Origin of the sequence: Roseburia sp. AF02-12 (genome assembly GCF_003461765.1) — a bacterium.
In the GTDB taxonomy this organism is placed as follows: domain Bacteria; phylum Bacillota; class Clostridia; order Lachnospirales; family Lachnospiraceae; genus Roseburia_C; species Roseburia_C amylophila.
Genome location: NZ_QTXS01000001.1, coordinates 1773503 through 1799019, shown reverse-complemented (window position 1 = coordinate 1799019; position 25517 = coordinate 1773503). Strand labels below are relative to the sequence as shown.

At 41.8% G+C, this 25517-nt stretch carries 23 protein-coding genes; 16 read left to right on the top strand and 7 right to left on the bottom strand.

All coding sequences use genetic code 11. The features are described 5' to 3' along the window. Positions 1-12 precede the first annotated feature (12 nt). On the top strand, positions 13-897 hold the full coding sequence (locus DV740_RS08770; RefSeq protein ID WP_118087865.1) for a MurR/RpiR family transcriptional regulator: 885 nt from the start codon (positions 13-15) through the stop codon (positions 895-897). Between the two features lie 405 nt (positions 898-1302). Next, a complete protein-coding gene (locus DV740_RS08765; protein WP_117697819.1) occupies positions 1303-1629 on the top strand; it encodes a putative quinol monooxygenase in 327 nt (108 codons plus the stop codon). A gap of 126 nt (positions 1630-1755) precedes the next feature. Here the strand turns inward: DV740_RS08765 and DV740_RS08760 are convergent, their stop codons facing one another. Together DV740_RS08760 and DV740_RS08755 are read right to left on the bottom strand one after the other, a co-directional pair. After that, positions 1756-3630: an ABC transporter ATP-binding protein gene (locus DV740_RS08760; RefSeq protein WP_118087864.1), complete on the bottom strand. Its 1875-nt coding sequence runs from the start codon at positions 3628-3630 to the stop codon at positions 1756-1758. Continuing rightward, positions 3630-5381, bottom strand: a complete 1752-nt coding sequence (locus DV740_RS08755) for an ABC transporter ATP-binding protein (RefSeq protein ID WP_117841563.1) — start codon at positions 5379-5381, stop codon at positions 3630-3632. Before DV740_RS08755 ends, DV740_RS08760 begins: the two co-directional genes overlap by 1 nt. 128 nt (positions 5382-5509) lie before the next feature. Between DV740_RS08755 and DV740_RS08750 the strand changes: the two genes are divergently transcribed. The 5 genes from DV740_RS08750 (at position 5510) to DV740_RS08730 (ending at position 9774) form a co-directional block, all read left to right on the top strand. After that, a complete protein-coding gene (locus DV740_RS08750) occupies positions 5510-5950 on the top strand; it encodes a MarR family winged helix-turn-helix transcriptional regulator (protein WP_118087863.1) in 441 nt (146 codons plus the stop codon). Between the two features lie 99 nt (positions 5951-6049). Then, on the top strand, positions 6050-6475 hold the full coding sequence (locus DV740_RS08745) for an NfeD family protein (RefSeq protein ID WP_118087862.1): 426 nt from the start codon (positions 6050-6052) through the stop codon (positions 6473-6475). A 30-nt stretch (positions 6476-6505) separates the two neighbouring features. Further along, positions 6506-7357: a patatin-like phospholipase family protein gene (locus tag DV740_RS08740; RefSeq protein ID WP_118087861.1), complete on the top strand. Its 852-nt coding sequence runs from the start codon at positions 6506-6508 to the stop codon at positions 7355-7357. A gap of 12 nt (positions 7358-7369) precedes the next feature. Beyond that, positions 7370-8827, top strand: a complete 1458-nt coding sequence (locus tag DV740_RS08735) for an MFS transporter (RefSeq protein ID WP_118087860.1) — start codon at positions 7370-7372, stop codon at positions 8825-8827. Continuing rightward, positions 8824-9774 (top strand): D-2-hydroxyacid dehydrogenase, encoded by a 951-nt coding sequence (locus tag DV740_RS08730; protein WP_118087859.1) that lies wholly within the window; start codon positions 8824-8826, stop codon positions 9772-9774. The genes DV740_RS08735 and DV740_RS08730 overlap by 4 nt, the downstream gene beginning before the upstream one ends. Here the strand turns inward: DV740_RS08730 and DV740_RS08725 are convergent. Together DV740_RS08725 and DV740_RS14800 are read right to left on the bottom strand one after the other, a co-directional pair. Next, entirely contained in the window at positions 9738-10703 is a 966-nt protein-coding gene (locus DV740_RS08725; protein ID WP_118087858.1) for a zinc dependent phospholipase C family protein, read from the bottom strand. The two genes, DV740_RS08730 and DV740_RS08725, sit on opposite strands and share 37 nt — an antisense overlap. A 121-nt stretch (positions 10704-10824) precedes the next feature. Next, positions 10825-11049, bottom strand: a complete 225-nt coding sequence (locus DV740_RS14800) for a hypothetical protein (protein ID WP_147340210.1) — start codon at positions 11047-11049, stop codon at positions 10825-10827. 360 nt (positions 11050-11409) lie between these two features. Here DV740_RS14800 and DV740_RS08715 point away from each other — a divergent pair, with 360 nt between their 5' ends. From DV740_RS08715 to DV740_RS08680, 8 genes are all read left to right on the top strand, one after another. Next, on the top strand, positions 11410-12432 hold the full coding sequence (locus DV740_RS08715) for a lysylphosphatidylglycerol synthase transmembrane domain-containing protein (protein ID WP_330415620.1): 1023 nt from the start codon (positions 11410-11412) through the stop codon (positions 12430-12432). 20 nt (positions 12433-12452) lie between these two features. After that, positions 12453-13217 carry a TraX family protein gene (locus DV740_RS08710; protein ID WP_117947177.1) on the top strand — a complete coding sequence of 255 codons (765 nt, stop codon included), beginning with the start codon at positions 12453-12455 and terminating at the stop codon, positions 13215-13217. Positions 13218-13323: 106 nt separating this feature from the next. After that, entirely contained in the window at positions 13324-15327 is a 2004-nt protein-coding gene (locus tag DV740_RS08705) for an LTA synthase family protein (RefSeq protein ID WP_118087856.1), read from the top strand. A gap of 58 nt (positions 15328-15385) precedes the next feature. Beyond that, a complete protein-coding gene (locus DV740_RS08700) occupies positions 15386-16057 on the top strand; it encodes a response regulator transcription factor (RefSeq protein ID WP_118087855.1) in 672 nt (223 codons plus the stop codon). Next, complete coding sequence (locus tag DV740_RS08695) at positions 16054-17037, top strand: sensor histidine kinase (protein WP_118087854.1); 984 nt, start codon at positions 16054-16056, stop codon at positions 17035-17037. Before DV740_RS08700 ends, DV740_RS08695 begins: the two co-directional genes overlap by 4 nt. Positions 17038-17196: 159 nt before the next feature. Continuing rightward, positions 17197-17802 carry a helix-turn-helix domain-containing protein gene (locus DV740_RS08690; RefSeq protein ID WP_118087853.1) on the top strand — a complete coding sequence of 202 codons (606 nt, stop codon included), beginning with the start codon at positions 17197-17199 and terminating at the stop codon, positions 17800-17802. A 256-nt stretch (positions 17803-18058) separates the two neighbouring features. Then, positions 18059-18826, top strand: coding sequence for an ABC transporter ATP-binding protein (locus tag DV740_RS08685; RefSeq protein ID WP_022243488.1), 768 nt, complete (start codon positions 18059-18061; stop codon positions 18824-18826). Further along, positions 18819-20840 carry an ABC transporter permease gene (locus DV740_RS08680; protein ID WP_118087852.1) on the top strand — a complete coding sequence of 674 codons (2022 nt, stop codon included), beginning with the start codon at positions 18819-18821 and terminating at the stop codon, positions 20838-20840. The genes DV740_RS08685 and DV740_RS08680 overlap by 8 nt, the downstream gene beginning before the upstream one ends. Positions 20841-20928: 88 nt before the next feature. On the opposite strand, the gene DV740_RS08675 is transcribed toward DV740_RS08680, so the two are convergent. Together DV740_RS08675 and DV740_RS08670 are read right to left on the bottom strand one after the other, a co-directional pair. Then, the gene (locus tag DV740_RS08675; RefSeq protein ID WP_118087851.1) at positions 20929-23130 is read right to left on the bottom strand and encodes an ATP-binding protein; all 2202 of its coding nucleotides are present in this window, start codon (positions 23128-23130) and stop codon (positions 20929-20931) included. Beyond that, the gene (locus tag DV740_RS08670) at positions 23117-23947 is read right to left on the bottom strand and encodes a substrate-binding periplasmic protein (protein ID WP_118087850.1); all 831 of its coding nucleotides are present in this window, start codon (positions 23945-23947) and stop codon (positions 23117-23119) included. The genes DV740_RS08675 and DV740_RS08670 overlap by 14 nt, the downstream gene beginning before the upstream one ends. Before the next feature lie 215 nt (positions 23948-24162). Between DV740_RS08670 and DV740_RS08665 the strand changes: the two genes are divergently transcribed. Then, positions 24163-24459 carry a hypothetical protein gene (locus DV740_RS08665; RefSeq protein WP_117697786.1) on the top strand — a complete coding sequence of 99 codons (297 nt, stop codon included), beginning with the start codon at positions 24163-24165 and terminating at the stop codon, positions 24457-24459. A gap of 118 nt (positions 24460-24577) precedes the next feature. On the opposite strand, the gene DV740_RS08660 is transcribed toward DV740_RS08665, so the two are convergent. Then, on the bottom strand, positions 24578-25438 hold the full coding sequence (locus DV740_RS08660) for a class I SAM-dependent methyltransferase (protein WP_118057039.1): 861 nt from the start codon (positions 25436-25438) through the stop codon (positions 24578-24580). Between the last annotated feature and the right edge of the window lie 79 nt (positions 25439-25517).

The window sequence follows — 25517 nt, the reverse complement described above, 5'->3', positions numbered from 1 at the left end:
GGAGAATGGCAAATGGAAATTATCCGACAGATGCAGGAGCGGAAGGACTTGACGGAACGGGAAAGAAATATTCGTGATTATCTGATGGAACATCCGGAGGCTGTCATTTCCATGACAGCAAAGCAGTTAGGGGAAGTTTCTTATAGCAGTACTGCTGCTGTAAGCCGCTTTTGCCGGAAAATCGGCTGTCAGGATTATGGAGAATTCCGGCTGCGTTTCCTAAGTGAATTGCAGAGTACGGAGGGTGGACAGGAGACGACCACAGAGCATTTTGTAATACAGCAGCAGGAAAATGCCATGACCATTATGAATAAGATTGCGGACATTGACACCCTTGCCGTTGAAAAGACAAAGCGTCTTCTTACGATTGATCAGCTGGCGCGGGTGGGAAAAATGGTGCATGAGGCCAAGTACATTGATTTCTATGCCTTTGATATGAATATACATCTGGCACGCTACGGCTGCAGCCAGTTCTTCCATTGCGATAAGGTGGCAAATACTTATGCGGAAGATAATATACAAAGGATGATGGCATTGCAGAATAATGAAAATCATCTGTCCATCATGATTAGTCATACCGGAAATAATAAGAAGCTGGTGGAACTGGTAAGGGATTTACATCGGGCAAAAGCAAAAACCATTCTGATTACATCCCAGGGCAAAAGCAGGATGAAAGCATATGTGGATGAGGTTCTGCTGACACCAAGAACACTGACAGAGTGTGGAAGTATCCGGATGGAAGGACTGTGGACAGTGGCATTTTCCGCAGCAACAAAATACCTTCTGGATGTTATGTTTGCAATGGAATTTTCTGCCGGTTATGCTGAAAATATAAAACTGAGCAAGCAATATTATGAGATTGGTGCAAAGAACCTGTGTGATACAGAAAAATCATAGCAATAAAATGAAACAAAATTTCAAGATTTCATTCATAAGAGCCGATTCTTTTGAAACGATCATTCAAAATCCGTCACACTTGTTGCAGAGAACAGAAAACATGTTATCCTTGGACTGTAAGGAAGACATCGCCATATGTCCCTTGCATTTATAGCATGTTGGAGCCCGGAAAATAGATTCCGGGCTCCGTTAAAAAAGGAGTGACGCATATGAAATTAAAGAAGAAAATGAAACGAATGTTAGAAGCAAATCTGATGAATGTAATACTTGCAACAGAGCAGCAGGGATTAAAGAAGCTGATGATTCATTTCTTAGAGACTTTGTAACTGCAATTTTATGACTGGAAATAATGTAACTGTAATATTACATTTATAAAATGGGGATATTATCAGGAGGGAGACGCATATGAGCATAACAGTAAATCTTTATTATACTGGTGAAAATGGAAATGCATTAAAATTTGCTCAGGAGATGGAAAACAGCGGAACAGCAGATGCAATCCGCCGGGAAGAGGGCAATTTAAGATATGAATATTTTCAGCCGCTGCAGGATAAGGAAACAGTACTTCTGATAGACAGCTGGGAGAGCCAGCAGGCACTGGATGTGCACCATGCTTCTCCGATGATGCAGACCATTGCGGCATTGAGGGATAAATACGACCTTCACATGAGAGTAGAACGTTACGTATCGGACGATGAAACCACGCAGGATGATAAATTCATTCGAAAATAAGCAGCGGATATAGAAGACACGAGGTATGTTCAGACAAACAATGGTTGGTTGAAACATACTTCGTGTCTTTTACGTTACTAAGAAGCTATAAAGCACGGTCTATGACAGAACCTGCATGTAGAAAGTTTATCCGTGCAGTCCGGTATACAACTGATAATATTTACCCTTCTGGGCAATTAGTTCATCGTGGCTGCCCCGTTCAATAATGCGGCCCTGTTCTAATACCATGATGCAGTCACTGTTCTTAACAGTGGAGAGTCGGTGGGCAATGACAAAGGTTGTTCTGCCTGCCATCAGTTTATCCATACCATCCTGAACGATACGCTCGGTTCTAGTATCGATGGAGCTGGTTGCTTCGTCAAGAATCAGTACCGGAGGATTGGCAACAGCTGCACGGGCGATGGCAAGTAACTGACGCTGTCCCTGGCTTAAGTTGGCACCATCACCGGTCAGCATGGTATTGTAACCATCCGGAAGATGGCGGATAAAGGAATCAGCATTGGCAAGCTTTGCAGCAGCGATAACTTCATCGTCGGTAGCATCCAGTTTACCGTAGCGGATATTTTCCATTACGCTGGCGGTAAAGAGGTGGGTATCCTGTAATACGATACCAAGAGAGTGTCTTAAGTCAGCTTTCTTAATCTTGTTGATATTGATACCGTCATAACGGATTTTACCATCCTGGATATCATAGAAACGGTTAATCAGGTTCGTAATGGTAGTCTTACCGGCACCGGTAGAGCCGACAAAAGCAATTTTCTGACCAGGAGTAGCAAATAATTTCACATTGTGTAAAACAATCTTATCATCATTATATCCAAAGTCTACATCATCAAAGACCACATCACCCTTTAACTCGACATAGTCAATGGAGCCGTCTGCCTGATGCTGGTGTTTCCAGGCCCAGCGTCCGCTTCGGGTATCGGAAGTCTCTACAAGTTTTTCACCGTCTTTTTCTACATTGACAAGAGTAACATAACCTTCATCGGTTTCTGGTGTCTCATCCAAAAGAGTGAAGATTCGCTCGGAACCTGCCATAGCCATAACAATACTGTTTAACTGCTGGCTGACCTGGTTGATTGGCATATTAAAGCTCTTGTTAAAGGTTAAGAAACTTGCCAGTCCGCCCAGTGTAAATCCACCGATGCCATTTAAGGCGAGGACACCACCAGCCATGGCACAGAGTACATAACTGATGTTACCAATCTGGGCATTTGCCGGCATTAGGATATTGGCAAATTTGTTGGCATTGTCAGCACTGCGGAAAAGCTGGTCATTTAATTTGTTAAAAGCTTTGATACTTTCTTCTTCGTGGCAGAAGACTTTAATTACCTTCTGACCATCCATCATTTCTTCGATAAAACCATTGGTTGCACCAAGGTCACGCTGCTGAGCGATAAAGTATTTACCACTTTTTCCGGCAAGATTTTTTGTGACAAGGAGCATGACATCAACCATTACAAGAGTAAGAACAGTCAGTGGGATATTCAGGATAATCATGTAAATCAGTACGCTGACAATGGTAATGACACTGTTGATTAACTGCGGAATACTCTGGCTGATCATCTGACGAAGGGTATCAATGTCATTGGTGTATACAGACATGATATCGCCGTGGGCATGCGTGTCAAAGTATTTAATTGGCAGTGTTTCCATATGGGTAAACAAATCGATTCGCAAATCATTTAAAGTACCCTGCGTAACATAAATCATAATCTTAGAATAAGCAAAGGTACTTAAAACTCCCACACCGTAAAAGCATGCAACACGAAGGATGGCAGCAGCCAGCGGTGCAAAGTCCTTATCCGGTGAATTCAGAATCGGGATAATATAGCTGTCAATCAGGGTTTTCATAAACATGGTTCCCTGGGTGTTGGCAAGAACACTTAGTACAATAAAGACAAGTACCAGGAAGCAGGCAATTCCGTATTTCCGGAAAATGTAAGCCATCAGACGGCAGAATAATTTGCCCGGATTCTTTACTTTCCTTTTTTCAGCCATTACTGAGCACCTCCATTCTCATCAAAGTCACCACCGCCGCCGGTCTGGGATTCATAGACATCACGGTAGATGGCATTATTTGCTAATAATTCTTCATGGGTTCCAAAGCCGTTAATCTTACCTTCATCTAAGACAATAATGCGGTCAGCACTCTGGACACTGGAGATTCGCTGGGCAATAATCAGCTTGGTTGTACCCGGAATCTCTTCGGCAAAGGCTTTGCGGATTTTTGCATCGGTTGCGGTATCTACGGCACTGGTGCTGTCATCCAGAATCAGAATTTTCGGTTTCTTTAAGAGGGCACGGGCAATACAAAGACGCTGCTTCTGACCACCGGATACGTTGGTTCCCCCCTGTTCGATGTATGTATTGTATTTATCCGGAAAAGTGTTGATAAAATCATCGGCACATGCTAATTTGCAGGCACGGATACATTCTTCTTCCGTAGCATTTTTATCGCCCCAGCGCAGGTTATCAAGAATTGTACCGGAGAAAAGCACGTTTTTCTGCAGTACAACGGCAACCTGGTTACGCAGGGTATCAAGGTCATACTTTCTTACATCAATGCCGCCAACGGAGACAGAGCCTTCATTTACATCATACAGACGACTGATTAAGTTCACCAGACTGGACTTGGAACTTCCGGTTCCGCCTAAGATACCGATGGTTTCACCGGAATGAATAGACAGATTGATATCGGAAAGAACCGGCTCAGCCGCATCTTCTTTGTAGCTGAAGGTAACATGGTCGAAGGTAATGCTTCCGTCTTTTACTTCCATAACCGGATGCTTTGGGTTATTTAAGTTACTCTTTTCGTTTAATACTTCAGAAACCCGGCGGGCACTGGCAACACTCATGGTAATCATGACAAATACCATGGAGAGCATCATCAGGCTCATCAGAATATTCATACAGTAGGTTAAGAGACTCATCAGCTCACCGGTAGTGAGGCTGCTGTTTACAATCATCTTTGCACCAAGCCAGCTGATTAAAAGGATACAGGTATATACCGTAAACTGCATGGCAGGAGCGTTGAAAACAACAACATTTTCAGCCTTTACCAGGAGCTTGTAAATATTTCCGCTGGCTTTCTTAAAAGTAGAAGCTTCATGGTCTTCACGGACATAAGCTTTTACTACGCGGATAGCGGAAACATTTTCCTGGACTCTTGCGTTTAAGTCATCATATTTTGGAAAAGCTTCATTAAAATATCTGGTAGCAAACCGGATGATGATAGCAAGCACACCACCTAAGAGGATAACGGCAATCAGATAAACGCTGGCAAGCTTCGGACTGATAAAGAAGGACATTGCCATGGCACAAATCAGACTGGCCGGTGCTCTCGTACACATGCGGAGGATCATCTGGTAAGCATTCTGCAGGTTGGTGACGTCAGTAGTCATACGGGTAACAAGACCTGCAGTGCTGTATTTATCAATGTTAGCAAAGGAAAAGGTCTGAATATTTTCAAACATGGATTTCCTTAAGTTACGGGCAAATCCGGTGGATGCCCGGGCACCATATTTTCCACCCATAATTCCGGCAAACAGGGAGAAGCATGCAGCAACGACCATCCAGGCACCGACTACATAGATGTGATGGATGTCACCCTTGTTGACACCATTATCAATGATGGAAGCCATCAGAAAAGGAATTAAAGTTTCCATCAGAACCTCAAGGATCATAAAGATAGGAGTTAAGATGGAATCACGTTTAAATTCTTTAATCTGGGCAGCTAAAGTCTTTAACATAAATTTCACTTCCTTTTTTCTAAATTGTATGCTATAACATAAATGTTAGCATACTAACAGATATTGTTATATAACAATATTTTTTATATGTCAATGAATTTTTCGGGAAAGAAAAGAAGGATTATGAAATGTGCAAAGAGAGAAAACTTGGAAACGATATCCGGGTCATACACAATATGATAGGGATGTACTGCGACCGGTATGGTGCGGATCACCGAGATGGTGTGGCACCGATGCAGGGGCGGACACTGGGCTTTTTATATTGTAATAAAGATAAGGTCATCTGCCAGAAGGACATTGAGCAGGAATTCTTAATTTCCAGGGCAACGGCAAGCAAAATGCTGCAGTCCATGGAGAAAAAGGAACTGATTATCAGAAAAGAACTAAAAGAAGATGCACGATTAAAGCAGATTCTTCTGACGAAAAAGGGGGAACAGCAGCATTTGAAAATGATGAACTTCTTTTCTGAAATGGAGAAGCTCCTGGTGGATGGAATGACAAAAGAAGAAGCAGATGAACTATATTCTCTTTTGAAACGTGTACGCTATAATCTTGAGAAGAATCTGTAAAGCTTAGGAAAAGACATAAGGAAAAGAGAAGGTTCTACTTCCTATATATATGACTTTTTGCTATAATAGATGCAAACGAAGAAAAGGGAGGAGCAGGAGATGATTATTTTCTGGTTAGCACTTTTTGTAATATTACTGATTATAGAGATTATTACGGTAGGACTGACAACCATCTGGTTTGCAGGCGGAAGCATGGCAGCCCTGATTGTGGCAGCAGTAGGAGGCCCGGTCTGGCTGCAGGTAATTTTATTCTTTGCGGTATCTTTTATATTGTTATTCTTTACAAGACCATGGGCAGTAAAATATTTAAATCCGCATAAGACCCGGACGAATTACGAGGATGCCATCGGAAAGACCGTACGTGTAACAATGAAGATTGACAATATCGAAGAGACAGGAACAGCTGTATTAAACGGACAGGAATGGACGGCAAGAAGCAATGACGATGCAGTTACCATAGAAGCAGATACTACTGCAGAAGTTGTGGCAATAAGTGGTGTCAAACTGATTGTAAAACCACAGTAGAGTAAGAAAAGATAAGGCAGGCGATTGCATATGAAACTTGGAATGGTATTTGAAGGCGGAGCCAGCAGGACAATTTTTTCCTGTGGAGTGGCAGACGCATTTCTTGAAGAAAATATAATGCCTGATTATTTTATCGGCGTATCGGCAGGAATAGCCTTTGGCTTATCCTATTTGTCAAAGCAGCACGGCAGAAACTTAGAGCTTGCAAGAAAATATATGTCAGATGGTAATTATCAGGGATTTAAGTTCTTATTTGATAAGAACCGCAAAACCTTTTATAATCTGGATTACGTCTTTGATGAAGTGCCAAATAAATTACTGCCTTTTGATTATGATGCATTTGCTGCGTTTCCGGGGCAGGTGGAAGCAGCAGTGACAAACATTCATTCCGGTAAGGCGGAGTATCTTGAGGTGCCAAGAGACAGCTCCAGTATGGCAGTTATCGAAGCAAGCTGTGCACTTCCGGTATTTTTTAAGCCGGTGCAGGTAGGCAGGCGCTATTATCTGGATGGCGGTGTGGCAGATTCAGTTCCGTTTGAGAGGGCATTAAAGCAGGGCTGCGATAAAGTAATTGTCGTACTGACAAGAGAGCGTGGCTATGAGAAGCATACAGATGGCGGAACGAAGATTTCTTCTGTATTATATCGGCGTTATCCGAATATCGTAAAGGATTTAAAGGAGCGTCCGGCAAAATATAATGAGTCTATGCAAAAATTATTCCATTTGGAAAAAGAAGGACGCGTTTTTGTAATTGCACCGGATACGACCCATGGGATAGGCAGAACCGAAAGTGACCCGAAGCGGTTAGAAGAATTATACGAAGAGGGTTATCTTGAGGGCAAAGAACAGATGACAGCATTAAAGAATTATTTAAAGAAGTAAGAAGCAGGAATGATGAGTGAACAGACAGAGCAGGAAAAGACAATTCATTATAATGATGCAAAAATCTGGCAGATTGCATTTTTTTCCATGAATAATACAGCAGCAAATCTGTATCTGGCTTTGATGGGTTATATCTCATACTATGCCAATTCCATGGCTGGCTTTTCTGTTGTGCTGATTTCTTCGCTGGTAACAGCAATGAATATTTTTGATGGTGTAACTGACCCTGTGGTTGGTTTCCTGTTGGATAAGAGTAAAGGACGGTTTGGAAAATTCCGTCCTTTTATGGTGGCTGGAAATATACTGATGGCAGTCAGTGCTGTTCTCCTGTTTGCGACAACACATCTGATTTCAAAGTGGGTACGGATTCCGTATTTTATTATTATCTATGCAATTTTTATTATCGGATATACCTTTCAGACTGTGGTTGCCAAATCGGGGCAGACGATTATTACCAATAATCCGAAGAAACGCCCGCTGTCCACTTATTTCGATTCCATTTTCATCATGGCGGCATACGGCGGCAGTGCCTTGTTTGTAGCCAATTATCTGGTGCCGAAATACGGTGGATTTACCAACGAAGAGCTGTATGTGGAGTATGTATTCTGGGTTGTGGTATTGTCGGCACTGGCAACACTTTTGGCGGTAATCGGAATCTGGAAGAAAGACCAGCCGGGACGCTATGAACATCAGCAGACACAGAAGATTAAGGTGTGGGATTTTTTCTTGATTTTAAAACAGAACAAGCCAATCCGTATGCTGATTATGGCAGCCTGCACCAACCGGTTTGCGGCAACGGTATACAGCCATACAACAGTAGGCGTTATGCTTTATGGCATCATGATGGAAAATTATGGAATCGCCGGATGGATTGGTGTGGTGGCAGCATTGCCGACGCTTTTGGTAGTGACCGTTGGCATCCGGGCAGCACAGAGGATGGGACAGAAGAAGGCACTGGTATTATTTACGGGACTTGGCATTTTCTTCCAGTTACTATTGATTGTGGTGTTGATGCAGGACAATATCAATACGGTTACTTTTAATCTCAAACATTTTAATGCCATTTCCTTCTGGTTTATGTTATTCTTTGTATTATTAAATGGCTGTAAGTCCATTACAAATAATATGGTGGTGCCGATGATTGCAGACTGCTCCGATTATGAGCAGTACCGCAGCGGTAAATTTGTACCGGGACTGATGGGAGCACTGTTTTCCTTTGTAGATAAAATTTTTGCGGCACTGGGAACGGCATTTGTAGGACTGGTAATGTTACTGATTGGATATAATAAAACATTTCCGCAGATTGGTGATGCCTTGACACCGGTATTGCGTTATACAACCATATTCCTATTTTGCGGAACACCGATTATCGGCTGGGTAAGTTCTTTGATTGCGTTGAAATTTTACCGGCTGGACAAGAAGAAAATGAATGAAATTGCGGCAGCATTGCAGGAGGAAGAGACAGAATGAAAATCGTTTTTTTAGATGCAAAATCAATTGGAGAGGATATTGATTTATCCACATATGATGCATTGGGAGAAGTTATAAAATATGATTTCTCGACAGCAGAGGAAGCGGCAGTACGAAGCGTGGATGCAGATGTGCTGGTACTAAATAAAGTAGAAGTTAACGAAAAGACCATTGGAAATGCAAGCCACTTAAAGCTTGTGTGTGTGACGGCAACCGGAACGAATAATCTCGATAAGGCATACCTTGAAAAACGTGGTATTACATGGCGCAACGTAGCGGGATATTCCACAGAATCGGTGGCACAGCATACCTTTGCCATGCTGTTTTATTTACTGGAAAAACTGCCTTATTATGACCGTTATGTAAAAGATGAAAAATATATCGGAGATAAAATGTTTACCCACTTTGATAAACATTTCGGAGAGCTGGCAAAAATGACCTGGGGCATTATTGGACTTGGAAATATCGGAAGAAGAGTTGCAGATATTGCAAAAGCCTTTGGCTGTCGTGTCATTTACTATTCCACTTCCGGGCGAAACAGCCAGCCGGGCTATGAGCGTGTCAGCTTCGAAGAACTGTTAAAGGAATCGGATATTGTATCCGTTCATGCACCGTTGGATGAAAACACGTTGGATTTGATGAATAAAGAAGCTTTTCATCAGATGAAGAAAACGGCTATTTTCTTAAACCTTGGAAGAGGACCGATTGTGGTAGAAGAGGATTTGGCAGAAGCCTTGGAACAGGGTGAGATTGCGGCAGCAGGACTGGATGTCCTCCGGGTAGAACCGATGAGTCCGGAAAATCCGCTGCGCAGAATCAAAGACAGTGAGAAATTACTGATTACGCCGCATATTGCATGGGCGAGTGTGGAAGCCCGCACCCGCCTCATGGAGATTATCTGTGGTCAGATTCAGGAATTTTTCTCTAATGGAAGTCCGGAATCATAAGAGTTGTTTCCTAGCTCTAAGGAAAGTGCATCTAACTGTTCCCGGTAAACCGGCGTTCCAATTGGAAGCGTAAACAGTCTTGCAGTTTTATTTAAGATGGACTGATACCGGGTTCCCGCAGTATCCAGAAGGTCAAAGAAGGACTCATGGGAGACATCTTCTTTGTTCCATGGATTCCGCCAACGGAAATGACGAAGATTCAGCGGGTCTACCGTAAAAGTAAAGTAGTCACTTGGAATCAACGGAGAAATACATGCATAACCTAAAGTCTTTGCCTCGATTTTACGGGCAAGGACTTTTTTCTTGCCCTGCGGGTCACGAATCCATGCGGTATTAAGCTGCACAGCTTCTAAGGCAGCCTGCATGGAGCGGTAAGTAAAGCGGTACTCTTTATATGTGGCGCTGTAAGTCTTTAATAATAAAGAAGCAATGATGTGCCGTTCCTTCCGGCTGATGTGCAGGGTGGCACTCTGGTTGAATTCAGATGGCGCACAGTTCTTATAATAGGTAAGAAGCTCTGCATCAATATCTGTTTCCAGATATACATGATGACCAAAATAACCCTTATCATAAGTGCCATAGTGTGACTTGGCAAAGATATATGGATGACAGGTAGTATCTAAGACATAATGTCCAAGAAAGCCGCAGATATAGGAAATGGCAATCTGCTGCTCCGTCTCTTCCAAGAACATGTCCTTACTTTTTAAAAGCTGGGTAAGAAAAACACCGGTATTTTTGTGGTGTGCCAACTGCCCGATATTTCCGGAAGAGCGAAGGTAGGACGGCAGGTAATAAAAGAAAATATCCGGTCCCTGTAAGCCCATACAGAATGCATGCGGAAATTTACGGATGCAGGAAACAAGATCCGGTTCCTCTAATTCACGAAAAGAATTCAGTCCAAATAAATAGTGGGTGGTAAATCCTGGCATAACAACAATCCTTTCAACTAATTATATTTTAAGTGATTGCAAAAAGGAGACATAAGTCTGCAGGTGAATTTTGATTATCCGAAGGGAATTCTTTTTCTTTGATATGAAATGCCAGCAGTTCTTAGTGCATGTTTTTCTTGATTGTAAACTGTCTTTCCGCCTGCTTTGACGGAAGTACTGCACTGTCCGCCGGATGCGGATGCAACATAAAGCCTGCAAGGGGCACTGGGAATTTCGATTTACATTTCGTTCGTTCTGGCAACCGGCGCAAATTCACATCCATGTTCAGATGCGCCTCGCTGGCACGTCCTGTGCCAGCGTTGCCGGATGCCAGACGAAATTCCAAGTGCCCCTAATAGCCCTTATCATGCATCCGCATTTCGGCGAACCGTGCAGTACTTTTGTCAAACATTGGAAAGACGGTTTTTATCACAGAAAGAAAAACATGCACTTTAGAACTGCGGTATTTTATAGCGAAAAAAGAAGCCCTTTGGATAATCAAAAATCAATCTGTTAGAAATTATTCTTTTTGCAATCGCTTATATATAGATAATTAAAGTATAGCACTTTTTGCCAGGAAATATAATACAGAAGTTTGACAAAAAATGGATATTTGATATAATCCTGTGTGTGACGAATAATCCATGGAGATACGTGGTAAAATAGACAGGCAGCAGAGGAAAAAGAGAACTGGGAGTGAGGTTTTATTAATAAGCGGATAAAGCAAATACTGAAACTGGTTTTTGTAATTGCCATCGTAGCAATTATCATTTATACGTTCCGGGATTCAGCCGGACCAATTTTAAAGGAGCTTTCTACAACTGCACCTTGGGTGGTCATTACCATCTGCGGTGCCGGTGTTATGTATAATGTGGTAGAAGGATGGATTAATTATTCCTTCGCAAAGCAGTATAATCCACAGTTTACATACCGGATGGGTGTAGAGAGCGCCTTTTATTGCTCATTTTACCGTGTGGCAACCTTAGGCAGTGGTGCCGGTGTGGCAGCGGTATATTATTTCAATGAAAAAGGAATTCCGGTTTTTCAGGGAACCGGAATGTATATGGTAGAGTATGCGATTCATAAAGTAACGATTGCAATCTTTTCCATTATTTTCTTCCTGTTAAATTTCGGATTTATGAAGGAACATTATTCCGAATATTTTAATCTTCTGATTGCAGGATATGTGTTGACGGCAGTGATAGCAACTGCATTACTTTTATTCTGCTGTTCAAAGAAGTTCCATGGAATTTTACTTTTCCTGGTGGACAAGCTGAACCGCAAAGGAAAATTCGATGCGCAGGCAGCCATGTTACGGGAACAGTGTGGCATCTTAGAGGATGCAGCAGGCATGCTTCTGACCAAGGGAAAACTAATTGCATCCATTGTAGCTAAGAATCTGTTGAAATTTGCATTCTGCTATGGCATACCATTCGTGATTTTATATCGGGAATATGGATTGACACTGTTACAGTCCTGGGCAGTTACTTCCCTTGCTTTTATGCTGGCAGCAGTCATTCCGTCTCCGGCAGGAATCGGTTCCTCAGAGTTTGTATTTACCGCATTGTTTACAGTATTGGTAGGAACCGGAGAAGCCGGTTCTGCGGCACTGTTATACCGTTTTGCAACATTCGTACTTCCATTTGTTATCGGTGGTGTGGTGGTATTACTGCATAAGCGTATTGACCGACGGATTGCAAAACGCAAGGCAGATAAGGCACAGCAGTAAGGGAAAGAGAAGGAATTAAGATGAAAGAAAGAAAAGGAATCAGTGGCAGCACACTGAAAATCATTGCGATTATAACGATGTTAATTGACCATATCGGAGCCGGAGTTCTTGGCAGACTGCTGGTAGTCCGTGGCATGAATGAGGCGGCAGATCTGAATGCATGGATTGATGCCAACAGTACCCTGGTGATTACATATCAGATGATGCGTTTTGTCGGAAGACTGGCATTTCCGATTTTCTGTTTTCTTTTAATCGAAGGTTTTGAACATACACATGATGTGAAGAAATATGCACTTCGTCTGCTTTCCTTCTGCTTGGTATCTGAAATTCCATTTGACTTATTATTCAATGGAAAAATATTGGAATTCGGTTATCAGAATGTATTTTTTACACTGTTTATCGGACTGATGGTTATGTGGGGATTTCAGGCAGTGGAGAATCAGGAACGGTTTGCGAAGTTTAAGAAAGTTATTTTTGATGCTGGAATTCTTGCAGCAGGAATCCTTGCGGCAGAATTTTTAAATACCGACTATGCTGGAATTGGCGTTGCCTGCATCGTATTACTCTATGTATTCCGTAAGAAAAAATCCTATCAGCTGCTTGCAGGATGTATCGGATTTTCCTGGGAGCTTACCGCACCGCTGGCATTCATTCCGATTGCATTTTATAATGGAAAACGTGGACTTTCTTTGAAATACTTTTTCTACATTTTCTATCCGGCGCACCTTCTGATTTTGTATATCATCTGCTGGGCAATGGGAATGGGACCGATTGCAGTCGCTTAGATTTCTTTAAGATTTTGTGAAGAGACTTGCAAACAAAAAAGACCTGCGTTATAGTAGCGGATGGACAGAAGTTCTGTCACAGAAGAAGACGGCAGGATTGTAAGGAATGAATGAGAATAAAGCAGAAAGAAATAAAATAGAACAGAATAAAAAACATTCAGCTAGACTTATCGAACTGGATTATAAGAAAACAAATATAAGAGCCGGACTCATTGCTTTTGCAGTGATGTTGGGCTTTTGTCTCTATGGTGGGGTAAATGTTCTGGTGGCAGCTGCCGCAGGGCTGATTTATTTTTGTATCAAAAATCTTAAGATTACATTGCCGGAGAAAGCCAATCCACTCTGGGCTGCTCTTGAAATTTTCCTAAGTGCCATCATGACGGAGCATATGGTGCAGTATCTTTTGCTGGATGCAGAGCTGCGGGAGAAAATCAGTGTGAATCACACCAGATGGAATGTACTCTGCTGCATGGCCTTTTATCTTGCTATGTTAGTGATTACAGCAAAGCCGAAGATTGCCTGCATGATAGGACATATTTTCCTTTTAAGCCTTGCAGGAATCAATTACTTTGTCTATCAGTTCCGTGGAAATGAATTTTCTTTCGGAGATTTGAAAGCGGCATCCACCGGACTTTCTGTGGCGGCAAATTATAAATTTGTATTGGAAGACCGGGCGGTCTATGTCATACTTCTTAGCATGATATATGTTGCCTTTATAAGGAAGCTGAATTTTGAATTTAAAAAGAAGTGGATGCTTCGGATCAGTGCCTTTGCGGCAGCACTGGTAATGGGAATTTATGTGGGAATTGCCACAGAAGATACGGTAATGGAATCCTGGGAACAGAAAGGAACTTACCGCAACGGCTATATCTTAAATTTTGTACTCAGCATCCGGGATTCCTTTGTGGCGGAGCCGGATGGATACTCAAAAGATGTGGTGGAAGAGATTTCCAAAGAATATCCGGCACCGGAGAATAAAGGCTCGGAAGATGACCCGACCATTATTGTCATTATGAATGAGTCCTTTGCTGATTTGAGTGTGATTTCCCATTATGGATTTGAGACAACGGAAGAGGTAACACCATTTTTTGATTCCATGGACACCAATGTCATTAAGGGATATGCACTGTCTTCTGTCTTTGGTGCAAAGACACCGGATTCTGAGTGGGAATTTCTGACGGGAAATTCCATGGCATTCCTGCCAAGCGGCTCCGTGCCTTATCAGCAGTATATGTCAAGGAAACCGTATTCCCTGGTGAGCACCTTAAAGGAGCGGGGATATTCCTGCATTTCCATGCATCCTTACTATGCGTCCGGCTGGAGCAGAAGCAAGGTTTATCCGTTGCTGGGCTTCGATGAGAGTCTCTTTATCGATGATTTCGACCAGACCAATATCATGCGGGAATATATTACGGACCAGGAATTATACAATAAAATTATTGACCAGTATGAGGAAAAGACTTCCGATGAGAAATTATTTATCTTAGGTGTTACCATGCAGAATCACGGTGGCTATACCGATTATTATGACAATTTCCGGAATACGATAAATCTTAAGAATCATTATTTCAGTGATGTGAACCAGTATTTAAGCCTGATTCATGAGAGTGACAAGGCACTGGAAAATCTGATTACTTATTTTGAAAATGTGGATGACAAGGTCGAAATCGTATTTTTCGGAGACCATCAGCCGAGTCTGAATAATAATTTCTATCAGTCCATGAATGGCAAGGGATTATCCGGTCTTACCTTGGATGAACTGCAGGAATTATTTACAGTACCATTTTTTGTATGGACGAATTATGACAGTGAAAGTAAAGATGTGGAACTGACCAGCCTGAATTACTTATCTACAATGACACTGCAGCAGGCGGGTATTGAACTGCCGGCATATAACCAGTTCTTAGCAGACTTGCAGGAAGAGATACCGGCAATGAATTCCAGGGCATTTTATTCAAAGAGCCAGGGTGAATTTTTTCATTATTCTGAGGCACAGGGGGAAGATGCAGACCTTCTGAATCAGTATAATATCCTGCAATACAACAACATGTTTGAAAAAGAAAAAGACAAGGATAAAAATCTTTTTCCGTATTATGAAACATCGGATTAAAGAGTGAAAAACATAGAGAAAGTGAAGTGTATGGGAAAAACGGAAAGGCAGGGGGAAGATGTACCGGATTTATCTTGTGGAAGATGATGTAATTATAGCCAGAAGTATTAAAAAACATTTAGAAAACTGGGAATATGAAGTGCAGTGCACAAAAGATTTTTCAGCAGTTACAAAAGAATTTGCGGAGTTTGCACCGCAGCTTGTGCTGCTGGACATCGGACTTCCTTTTTATAATGGATATTACTGGTGCAGTGAAATCCGCAAAATTTCCAAGGTACCGATTATCTTTCTCTCTTCAGCTGCGGACAATATGAATATTGTGATGGCTGTGAATATGGGAGCGGATGATTTTATTGCAAAGCCTTTTGACTTAAGTGTCCTAACGGTAAAGGTACAGGCGATGCTGCGGCGTACTTATGATTTTACGGAAGGCGGCGAAATACTGACCTATCACGGAGTGATGCTTCAGGTGGCAGAAGCAGTCCTTACCTATCAGGATAAGAAAGTGGAACTTACCAGGAATGAACTGCGGATTCTAAAGACGCTGATGGAAAATAAGGAAAAGGTAGTCTCAAGAGATACGCTGATGACAAAGCTCTGGGAAAGTGACTGCTTTGTGGATGAGAATACACTTTCCGTAAATGTAAACCGCCTTAGGAAGAAGCTTTCAGATGCAGGTCTGGAGGATTTTATTCTTACAAAGAAGGGAATCGGGTATCGGCTGAAATGAGATTTGTCAAAAATTATCTGAAAGAAAATCTGAAATGGCTGTTGTTAGTGCTTGCCTGCTTTGGAATCCTGTGCTTTGTAATCGGATTCGAGCAGGTGCCGCTGGCACAATGGGGATATGCGGCATTTTTGTGCTTCTTCCTGTTTTTGCTGGTAGTAATCATAGACTTTACAAGGCGTTATCTGCATCATAAGAAGTTAGAAAAGCAGACTTCTGAAATTGCTGTGACAATGGATAAGCTGTCATTGCCGCGGGGACAGATGGAAACGGATTACCAGGAAATGCTTCGCTCTTTATATATCACACTGCAGCAGCAGATTAATAGGCTGGAAAACGGGCAGGTGGAGCAGACAGAATATTTTACCATGTGGGTGCATCAGATCAAGACACCGATTGCAGCACTGCGTCTGCTGCTGGCAGAGGAAGAGGATGAGCGGAGCCAGGAAATGTGGGAAGAGCTTTTTTCTATTGAGCAGTATGTGGAAATGGCATTGCAGTTTACCAGAATATCAGCGAAAACCACAGATTTTGTAATCGGGGAAGTTGCGCTGGATAAAGTAGTACGGGAGGCAATTCATAAGTATGCAAGGTTATTTGTGCGAAAGAAGATTAAATTGGAATTAAGTCCGATTGATGCACAGGTGCTTACTGATGAAAAATGGCTGGAATTTGTGATAGAACAGGTTTTATCCAATGCAATCAAATATACTGCCGGTGGAACCATTTCTGTTTATTTAGAGGAAGAATCGGAGCAAGAGACAAAAGAGCTGGTTATCGAAGATACCGGAATCGGTATCGCACCGGAGGATTTGCCAAGGATTTTTGAAAAAGGCTATACCGGTTATAACGGTCATGCAGATAAGCGCTCCACAGGAATCGGACTGTATCTCTGCCGGAAAATTATGCGCAAGCTGTCCCATGAAATTACGATTGAGTCGGAGATTGGAGTGGGAACGAAGGTACATCTTGAAATACGGTAGGAGGGGAAGCTTCCATTTTTTTTTCAAAAGTAAGTTAAAGTTTTCTTAAAACAGTATCTACGGAGCGTGGAATCCGTATAAATTCACCATTTTCTACGTCCCGTGGGTGTACTTAAAAATGAAATTACCAGATAATCAAAGCAGAAAGGAGGAAAGCAGATGAATCAGATAATAATTGGAAAATTTATTGCAGAAGAAAGAAAAAGAAAGGGTTATACCCAGAAGCAGTTATCTGAAAAATTAGGAATTAGTGATAAAACGATTTCTAAGTGGGAATGTGGAAATGGTTTTCCGGAGGTGTCGTTGCTATTACCTTTGTGTGGGGAACTGGATATTACTGTAAATGAGCTTTTATCCGGAGAAAGAGTTTCTGAAGAAGATTATCGTAGAAAGGCGGAAGAAAATATGGTGAATTTAGTAAAAGAAGCACAGGAAAGTAAGAAAAAAATAATTTTATCAGCAATGGTGGCAATGTTAGTAATTGTTGCAGCAACACCATTATTTGTGGTGTCAGGAGCTCTTGTAATGGAAAACTGGTTGAGGATTCTTTTAATTGTGTTAGGTACGGCAGTAATTATAATGGGTATTGCGATTGCCTGCGTTCTTGACCGTGATGCAGGAGCGTATGAATGTCCGGAATGTCATGGCAGATTTGTGCCAGAGATGAAGGATTATATTATGGGACCACATACTATCCGAAAAAGAAAACTGACCTGTCCACGATGTGGTGCACGTAAGTATTGCAGAAAAGTGTTGACAAAATAAGATGGATGCACAGCATGTGAAGTAGAGATAAGTGATATACAAAATTATGTCCTGAAAAATGTAAATATTAGCAAATTTATCACCTGAAAAATGTGGAATATAATTATGGTACAATAAAAAAGCTAGAAAATATAATTTCAATCTTACAAAAATGTAAGAGATAAAGGGAAAATGTAAGCAGAATCCATGGCTGACATTTTCCTTTTTTGCTATGATAATGGAAAAGATGACAGAGCAATAAAGTGAGGAGAAAACAATGGCAATCTTAGAAGTAAATAATCTGAAAAAAGTTTATACAACCCGCCTGGGTGGAAATCAGGTAGAGGCATTAAAGAATCTTTCCTTTTCTGTGGAAGAAGGAGAATATGTAGCAATCATGGGAGAATCCGGTTCTGGAAAGACTACGCTTTTAAACATTCTGGCAGCACTGGATAAGCCCACCGGTGGACAGGTCATATTAAATGGCAAGAACATTGTGGATATCCGGGAAAAAGAGATTTCCGCATTCCGGAGAGAAAATCTTGGATTTGTATTTCAGGACTTTAATCTTTTGGATAATTTTTCATTAAAAGATAATATCGTTCTTCCGCTGGTGTTATCCGGTGTGGATTATAAAGAGATGGAGCGGCGCATAACACCGATTGCGGCGCAGCTTGGAATTCTTGATATTCTTGGAAAATATCCTTATGAAGTATCTGGCGGACAGAAACAGCGTGCGGCGGTAGCAAGAGCCTTGATAATCAAGCCGGAGCTGGTACTGGCAGATGAGCCTACCGGAGCACTGGACTCTAAAGCAACGGAAGATTTATTGACATTATTTAATAAGATTAATGAGCGGGGGCAGACAATTCTTATGGTAACACATAGCACTAAGGCTGCAAGCCATGCAAGAAGAGTATTGTTTATTAAAGATGGGGAAGTATTCCACCAGATTTACCGTGGTAATTTAACCAGTGAGGAATTGTATGCAAAGATTTCAGATACACTGACAATGCTTACGACAGGTGGTGAGAAACATGAATAGGGGGTTATATGGAAAACTGGCAGTAAATAATATAAAGCACAACAGACAGTTTTACCTGCCGTATCTGTTGACCGGGATGCTGACGGTGGCATTCTTTTATACCATGTTGTATCTGAATTACAATCCGGGACTGGACGAACTGCCATTTGGTGCCGTGGATGTAAAGTTTGTGCTGGGACTGGGTGCAGTTATCATTGGATTTTTCTCTGTGATATTCCTGTTTTACACCAACAGCTTTATTATGAAACGGAGAAAAAAGGAGCTTGGTATTTATAACATTCTTGGAATGGAGAAAAGGCATCTGGCAAAAGTAATTTTTCTGGAGACGTTTTTTTCGGCAGTGGTTGCCATCGGTGGCGGACTTGTTGCAGGAATTGCTTTCAGTAAACTGATGTGTATGTTATTGTACGCCATGATTGGATACCATGCAGAAATTGTTTTTTATGTATCAGAAAGTGGCGTTGTAAGTACCATCCTTTTGTTTTCCGGTATTTTTATGCTGACCTTTATATATAATCTGTTTCAGATACAGCTTGCCAAACCGGTGGAATTGCTGCATGGAAGCAGCCAGGGCGAGCGGGAGCCGAAGACGAAAAAGCTGATGGCAATAGTTGGAATTGTAACACTTGCAGCAGGCTACTATATGGCAATTACAGTAGATAATCCGGTAACTGCAGTGCTTCTGTTCTTTGTAGCGGTAATACTTGTAATTATCGGAACCTATTTTATATTTATGGCAGGCAGCATTGCAGTGCTTAAGTTCTTAAGAAAGAGAAAAAGTTATTATTATAAAAAGAAACATTTTGTGGCAGTCTCTGGTCTTATTTACCGGATGAAACAGAATGCAGCAGGACTGGCAAGCATCTGTATTTTATCCACGATGGTACTGGTGGTAATTTCTTCAACGGTAAGTATGTATGCCGGACTGGATGATGAACTGGCAACCCGTTATCAGGGAGATATCGGAGTATCCATTATCAGTGAAAATCCGATTACAGAAGGTGATACGTTGCGGGAGTTAGTGAACCGCACCATCCAGCAGGAGAACCGCAGTATAAAAGAAGAACAGGGCATGATGACGCTGACATTTTCCTGCATATCAGAAGATGGAAATCTTGTAATTCGAAAACATGATGATGAGGGCGATTATAGTTCTGATATTATTATGCTCCGCATGATTACAAGGGAAGATTATGAGGAAGCTTATAATGTAAGGGTTCCGGAGCTTTCGGATCACGAAGTGGTGTTGGTAACCAGTGATGGCTATGATAAAGATACGATTACGGTTGGAGATTATACTTATCCTATTTTACAGAAACAGCATTTTTCTTCTGAAAATGGACATTGGATGGATAATCAGGTCTATTATATGGTAGTAAACAGCGTAGAAGATATGGCACCGTTGTATGAAGCACAGAAAGAAATTTATGGGAAAAATGCCAGCAGCTATTATTATTCTCTGTATATCGACATCGATGGAAACAAGGAAGAAAAGATTGCCTGTGGAAATGCAGTATCTGCGGCAATTGGTGCATCCGGTATGGGAGAAGGACAGGAAGGAACCTATTATATTATGCTGGAAAATAAAGCAGAAAATGAAGATTCGTTCAAGCAGATGTATGGTGGCTTTCTGTTCCTAGGTATTTTCCTTGGAATCCTGTTTTTGATGATTACCGTACTTATTATCTTTTATAAGCAGATTTCGGAAGGGTATGAGGATAAAGAGCGATTTGCCATTATGGAAAAAGTAGGAATGAGCAATGCGGAAGTAAAAAAGACCATCAGTGCACAGATCCGGATGGTATTTTTACTACCGATTGTTACCGCTGCACTACATGTGCTGGCAGCATTTCCAATGATCCGGATGATACTGGCAGTGATGAATCTGAATAATGGAAGACTGTTTGCGTACTGTCTTCTTGGTACGATTGCAGTATTTACAGTTATTTATCTGCTGGTATACAAGATGACCTCAAGAACCTATTATCGAATTGTCGGGCATCAGATTAGGTAGAGACTCTAATAATATCAAATAACCGTAAGAATCTGCTGCCGGCAGTTTCTTACGGTTGTCTGGCAAAGAAGAGAAAACTCCCGCTGTACTATGGTGTCATTGGAGCTTTTTTCTTTGGTGTGTATTTAGCAATTGTTTTTAAAAGAAGTTCCGTATCCAGTGGTTTGGTAAGGTGTTCGTCCATACCTGCAGCATAAGTTTTCTGACGGTCTTCTGCAAAGGCGTTTGCAGTCATGGCAAGAATCGGAATGGTTGCGGCATCTGCACGGTCCAGGGAACGGATGGCTTTCGTAGCCTGGTAGCCATCCATAACTGGCATCATGACATCCATCAGAATCAGATCGTATTCCTGCGGAGAGGAGGCTTCAAATAAGGTCAGGGCTTCCTTTCCATTGTGGGCTTCAGTAACCGTTGCACCAGCATCCGTCAGAATAAATTCCGCAATCTCAAGATTAAGAGAATTATCTTCTGCCAGAAGAATATGATAGCCGGAAAGAGAGATTTCTTCATCGGAAGTTTCCGCTTCGGAAGTGGAAGCGGCATTATGGTCGATACAAAAAGGAATCGTAATCCGGTAAGTGGTGCCAATATCCTTTTCGCTGGAAAAATCAATGGTTCCGCCCATTTTATCCAAAAGATTCTTTACAATTGCCATGCCAAGTCCGGTACCGTTGTAAGTAGAACGGGCATTATGGTTTTCCTGAGTAAAAGGTTCAAATAAATGCTCCTGAAATTCTTTGCTCATGCCGATTCCAGTATCAGAGCAGGTAAATTCAATCCAGGCAGTATCTTCCGTGAAACGTACTTCATGACAACTTAGAATGACTTTTCCATTTTCCTTATTATATTTTACTGCATTGCTTACAATATTCATAAGAAGCCGCTTGATATGAATAGGACTTCCGATGAGACAGGGATGCTGGACAGAAGGAACTCCGGAAATAATTTCGATGCCACGTTCCGCAGCCTGCTTTTCTATGATGGTGGTGATATCATTGACCAGGTGTAGAACATGGAACGGGCGGGATTCTAAGACAATTTCGCCTGATTCCAGTTTTCCCATATCAAGAACTTCATTTACAAGTTCTAACAGCAGACCAGAAGACTCCTGGATTTTTTCGAGACATTCCTGCTGTTTGACAGGGTTATCTTTATAATGTCCGGCAATTTCCACCATACCACGGATTCCGTTAATCGGCGTCCGGATATCGTGACTCATCCGCTGCAAAAATTCGGTCTTGGCAAGGTTGGCACTTTCTGCCTTTTGGGCAGCCTCCTTTAGTGATTCCTGATAGAGTTTATCCTTCTTCAACTGGGCTTTCTGGTAGCTCTGGTCAGTCCTCCAGCGCAGCATCTGGAAAATCAGAAGAAGGCAGATATAACCAAACATATAATAAAATACTTTTCGCGGAGTCGTTTCAAAAACTGCATGCTCAGGCAGATAGACGTAGATATAATAATTCTGTCCCTGATCTAACATACCAAAGACATGCTTTGGTGAGGAGACTGTATTATGAACATGAACCATCTGTCCACTTACCGCTTTTTTGTTTATATTCTGTAGTACTTCAATATCATTAATATCTGTTCCTTCGAGTTTTTCTTCATTTGAGGCAATCACTTTATCACCACTGGTAATGACAATGGTGCTGTTACGGCTGATACTGTAGCCGGACAGCAAATTCTGAAAAGAGATACTGTAACTTTCAATATAATCAAGTGGTGTATGGTAATAAGTTACAATAATACCAGAGGTATCGGTACGTCCTACCGCTGCCAGGTCGATATAAGAGCCATCTTCACAGTTGATTCTGGAAGAGTATGTTTTTGCCGGATGTATGGCAACATCCAGAAGAACTTCTTTTTCCAGCGTATCGGTTAGGCCGGCACTGCCAATGGAATCAGTACAATATTCAGAGGTTACAGTTCCGGTTTCATCCAGAAAAATAATGCCGGTAATATAAAACTCTTTTGTAAATTCTTCCATGGAAGCTTTTTCCATGGATGTTGTGCCATGCAGACAGTTATCCGTAGAAATATTGTGGGCAGCCTGCTGACAGCATTCAATAATACGCATCAGGCTCTTGGTTTCGGAGGCTAAATTTAAATTGCTGTAGGTGGAGCATTGTTTCTTCAAATAATTAACCGTATCTGCAAGGTGTTCTTCTGTGGATTCGATATCATCGTTTGCGGAAGTAAAAAATACCAGAAGGAAGAACAGGATGCCAAGAAATATTGAAAAAGGCCAGAAAAAACGCAGTCTAAAGGGTTTGTTCTTATTTGACTTCATAATTTTCTACCTCCAGATAAGTACTTGGATGTGCTAAGTATTTTCCGATGATTTTCTCAGAGGTTCCATCTTTTTGCATTTCCTCTAAAGTATCAGACAGTTTTTCGTTAAGCCCGCTGGTATCATCAAGAGAGAAAGCCACACCCAGTCCGACAGTAAGAAGCGGTTTATCCAGAATGCGGTATTCCACATGATAATCAGACATATATTGTAAAATAGAAGTTTCATGGGCAGCAACCGCATCCACATAACCTTTGCTTAACATTGGGTAAATCAGCTCACGATTCTGCATGGCGAAAAGCCCGTTAATTTTTGGAATGTCGGGGTCGGTCTGGTTGAGAAAAATATCTTCCGGTTTCGTGGTGGCCTGAACGGCAATGTTTTTACCGGCAAGATCCTGCAGGGTGTAAATATTGCTGTCCGGACTGACTGCAACCACCTGCTGGCTGATCATATAAGGTCCCGCCCATTTGTATTCATCCATTCGTCCGTCCATACTAAAACAGCCCCAGGCACAGTCGATACTGCCATCCTGCAGAAGCGCTTTTTTATTTTCCCAGTCGATGGTGACAAATTCAGCCTGATAGCCCATTCTGTGGAAGGCTTCCGTGGCAAGTTCCACATCAATGCCGGTTGGTCTGCCGTCTGTTCCGCTATAATTAAAAGGCGGATAATTGTCGCTGCCGATTACAATAGTTGGCAGCGAAGTTTCCTGTTTTGTGGAAAGAGTATTTTCTGCTTTTCTACAGCTGCATAATAAAATTGTAAAGATACAGAGAACAGCCAATAGCTGTTGTAGTTTTTTCGAACCATTCATATAATAGAGTCACCCCTGAAAAAAATCTTTTTACTGTGTTACTATTATAAAGTAAGAAAGACGCAGATACAACAGATTACAACAGATTGCAATAGAAAATTACTTGAACTTTCGACAAAAAAATTGTATATTTGATATAGAAATGCAAATTTTTATCTGAAAAATTTAAACAAGTAGAAATGCTAAGGGATATGTTAGAGAAGAGGGGAATTAGGATGAAAGAAGTTACAAAACAGGCAGAGGAAACACAGATTAGCCATAAAACACTGAGACTGATGATCGGAACACTCTGTTCTGTCATCGGAACGCTGCTAGCCCTTTATGTGGGAGGCTGGCTTATGTTATGTAAACCAATACAGGGGGTGGTTTCTGCATACTTTGCAGGAAATCTTACAATTGGAATCATCGCACTGGCGGTATTCAAGTGTCTGCTGTCCGTAACAGTGGCGGGAGCCATCTGGTGTGGTGGATATATTGCTAAGTGCAAGTTTATTGGACATGAAGATTATTAATGAGAAGATTCGAAAAGGATAGGAATGAAAAGGCATGACGGATTAACGTCATGCCTTTTTGACGTTTAATTGAAATGCAAATTTGTATCTGATTTATATATAAAGAATTGCATTAAATTTAAATCCCCTCGAACCGTCCGGAAGCCCCACAAGGAAGTGTAAGTCCGTTGGAACTGACCGGAAGACCGATTTCGTCGGCTGTGACTTTGCCAGAGAAACGTTTTAGCTCTGTTCCGATAAGGTAAGAGAGAACCGCCGGCTGTAAGCCTGTAGTATAGGAATTAATCAGGAAGAACAAAGGTCTGTCCACCAGAAGCTGTGCACAGAGTTTGACCAGTGGATGGATGGATTCTTCGATTTTCCAGATTTCACCCTTTGGACCTCTGCCGTAGGATGGCGGATCCATAATGATGGCATCGTAGTGGTTGCCACGGCGGATTTCACGTTCTACGAATTTGACACAGTCGTCTACAATCCAGCGGATTGGTGCATCTGTAAGACCGGAAGAAGCAGCATTTTCCTTGGCCCAGGTAACCATACCCTTTGAAGCGTCTACATGGGTAACGGATGCACCTGCTGCTGCGGCAGCAATCGTGGCACCACCGGTATAGGCAAAAAGATTTAAGACTTTTACTGGTCTTCCAGCTTTCTTAATCAGTTCAGAGAACCAGTCCCAGTTAGCAGCCTGCTCCGGGAAAAGACCTGTGTGCTTGAAACTGAAAGGCTTTAACTGGAAAGTAAGGTTACGGTAGTGGATACTCCACTGCTGTGGCAGGTCAAAGAATTCCCATTCGCCGCCGCCCTTTTTACTGCGGTGATAGTGGGCGTTCATTTTATGCCAGCCTTTTTCTTTGCGTGGTGTATCCCAGATAACCTGAGGATCCGGACGAACCAGGATATAGTCACCCCAGCGCTCTAATTTCTCACCTTTTGAACAGTCTATTACTTCATAATCTTTCCAGTTATCTGCAAGCCACATAGCATTTCCTCCAATATTCTTACGGTATGATTCATGATGATTTCCTTAAAACATCTGAATCCTATTATATAAGGGCAAA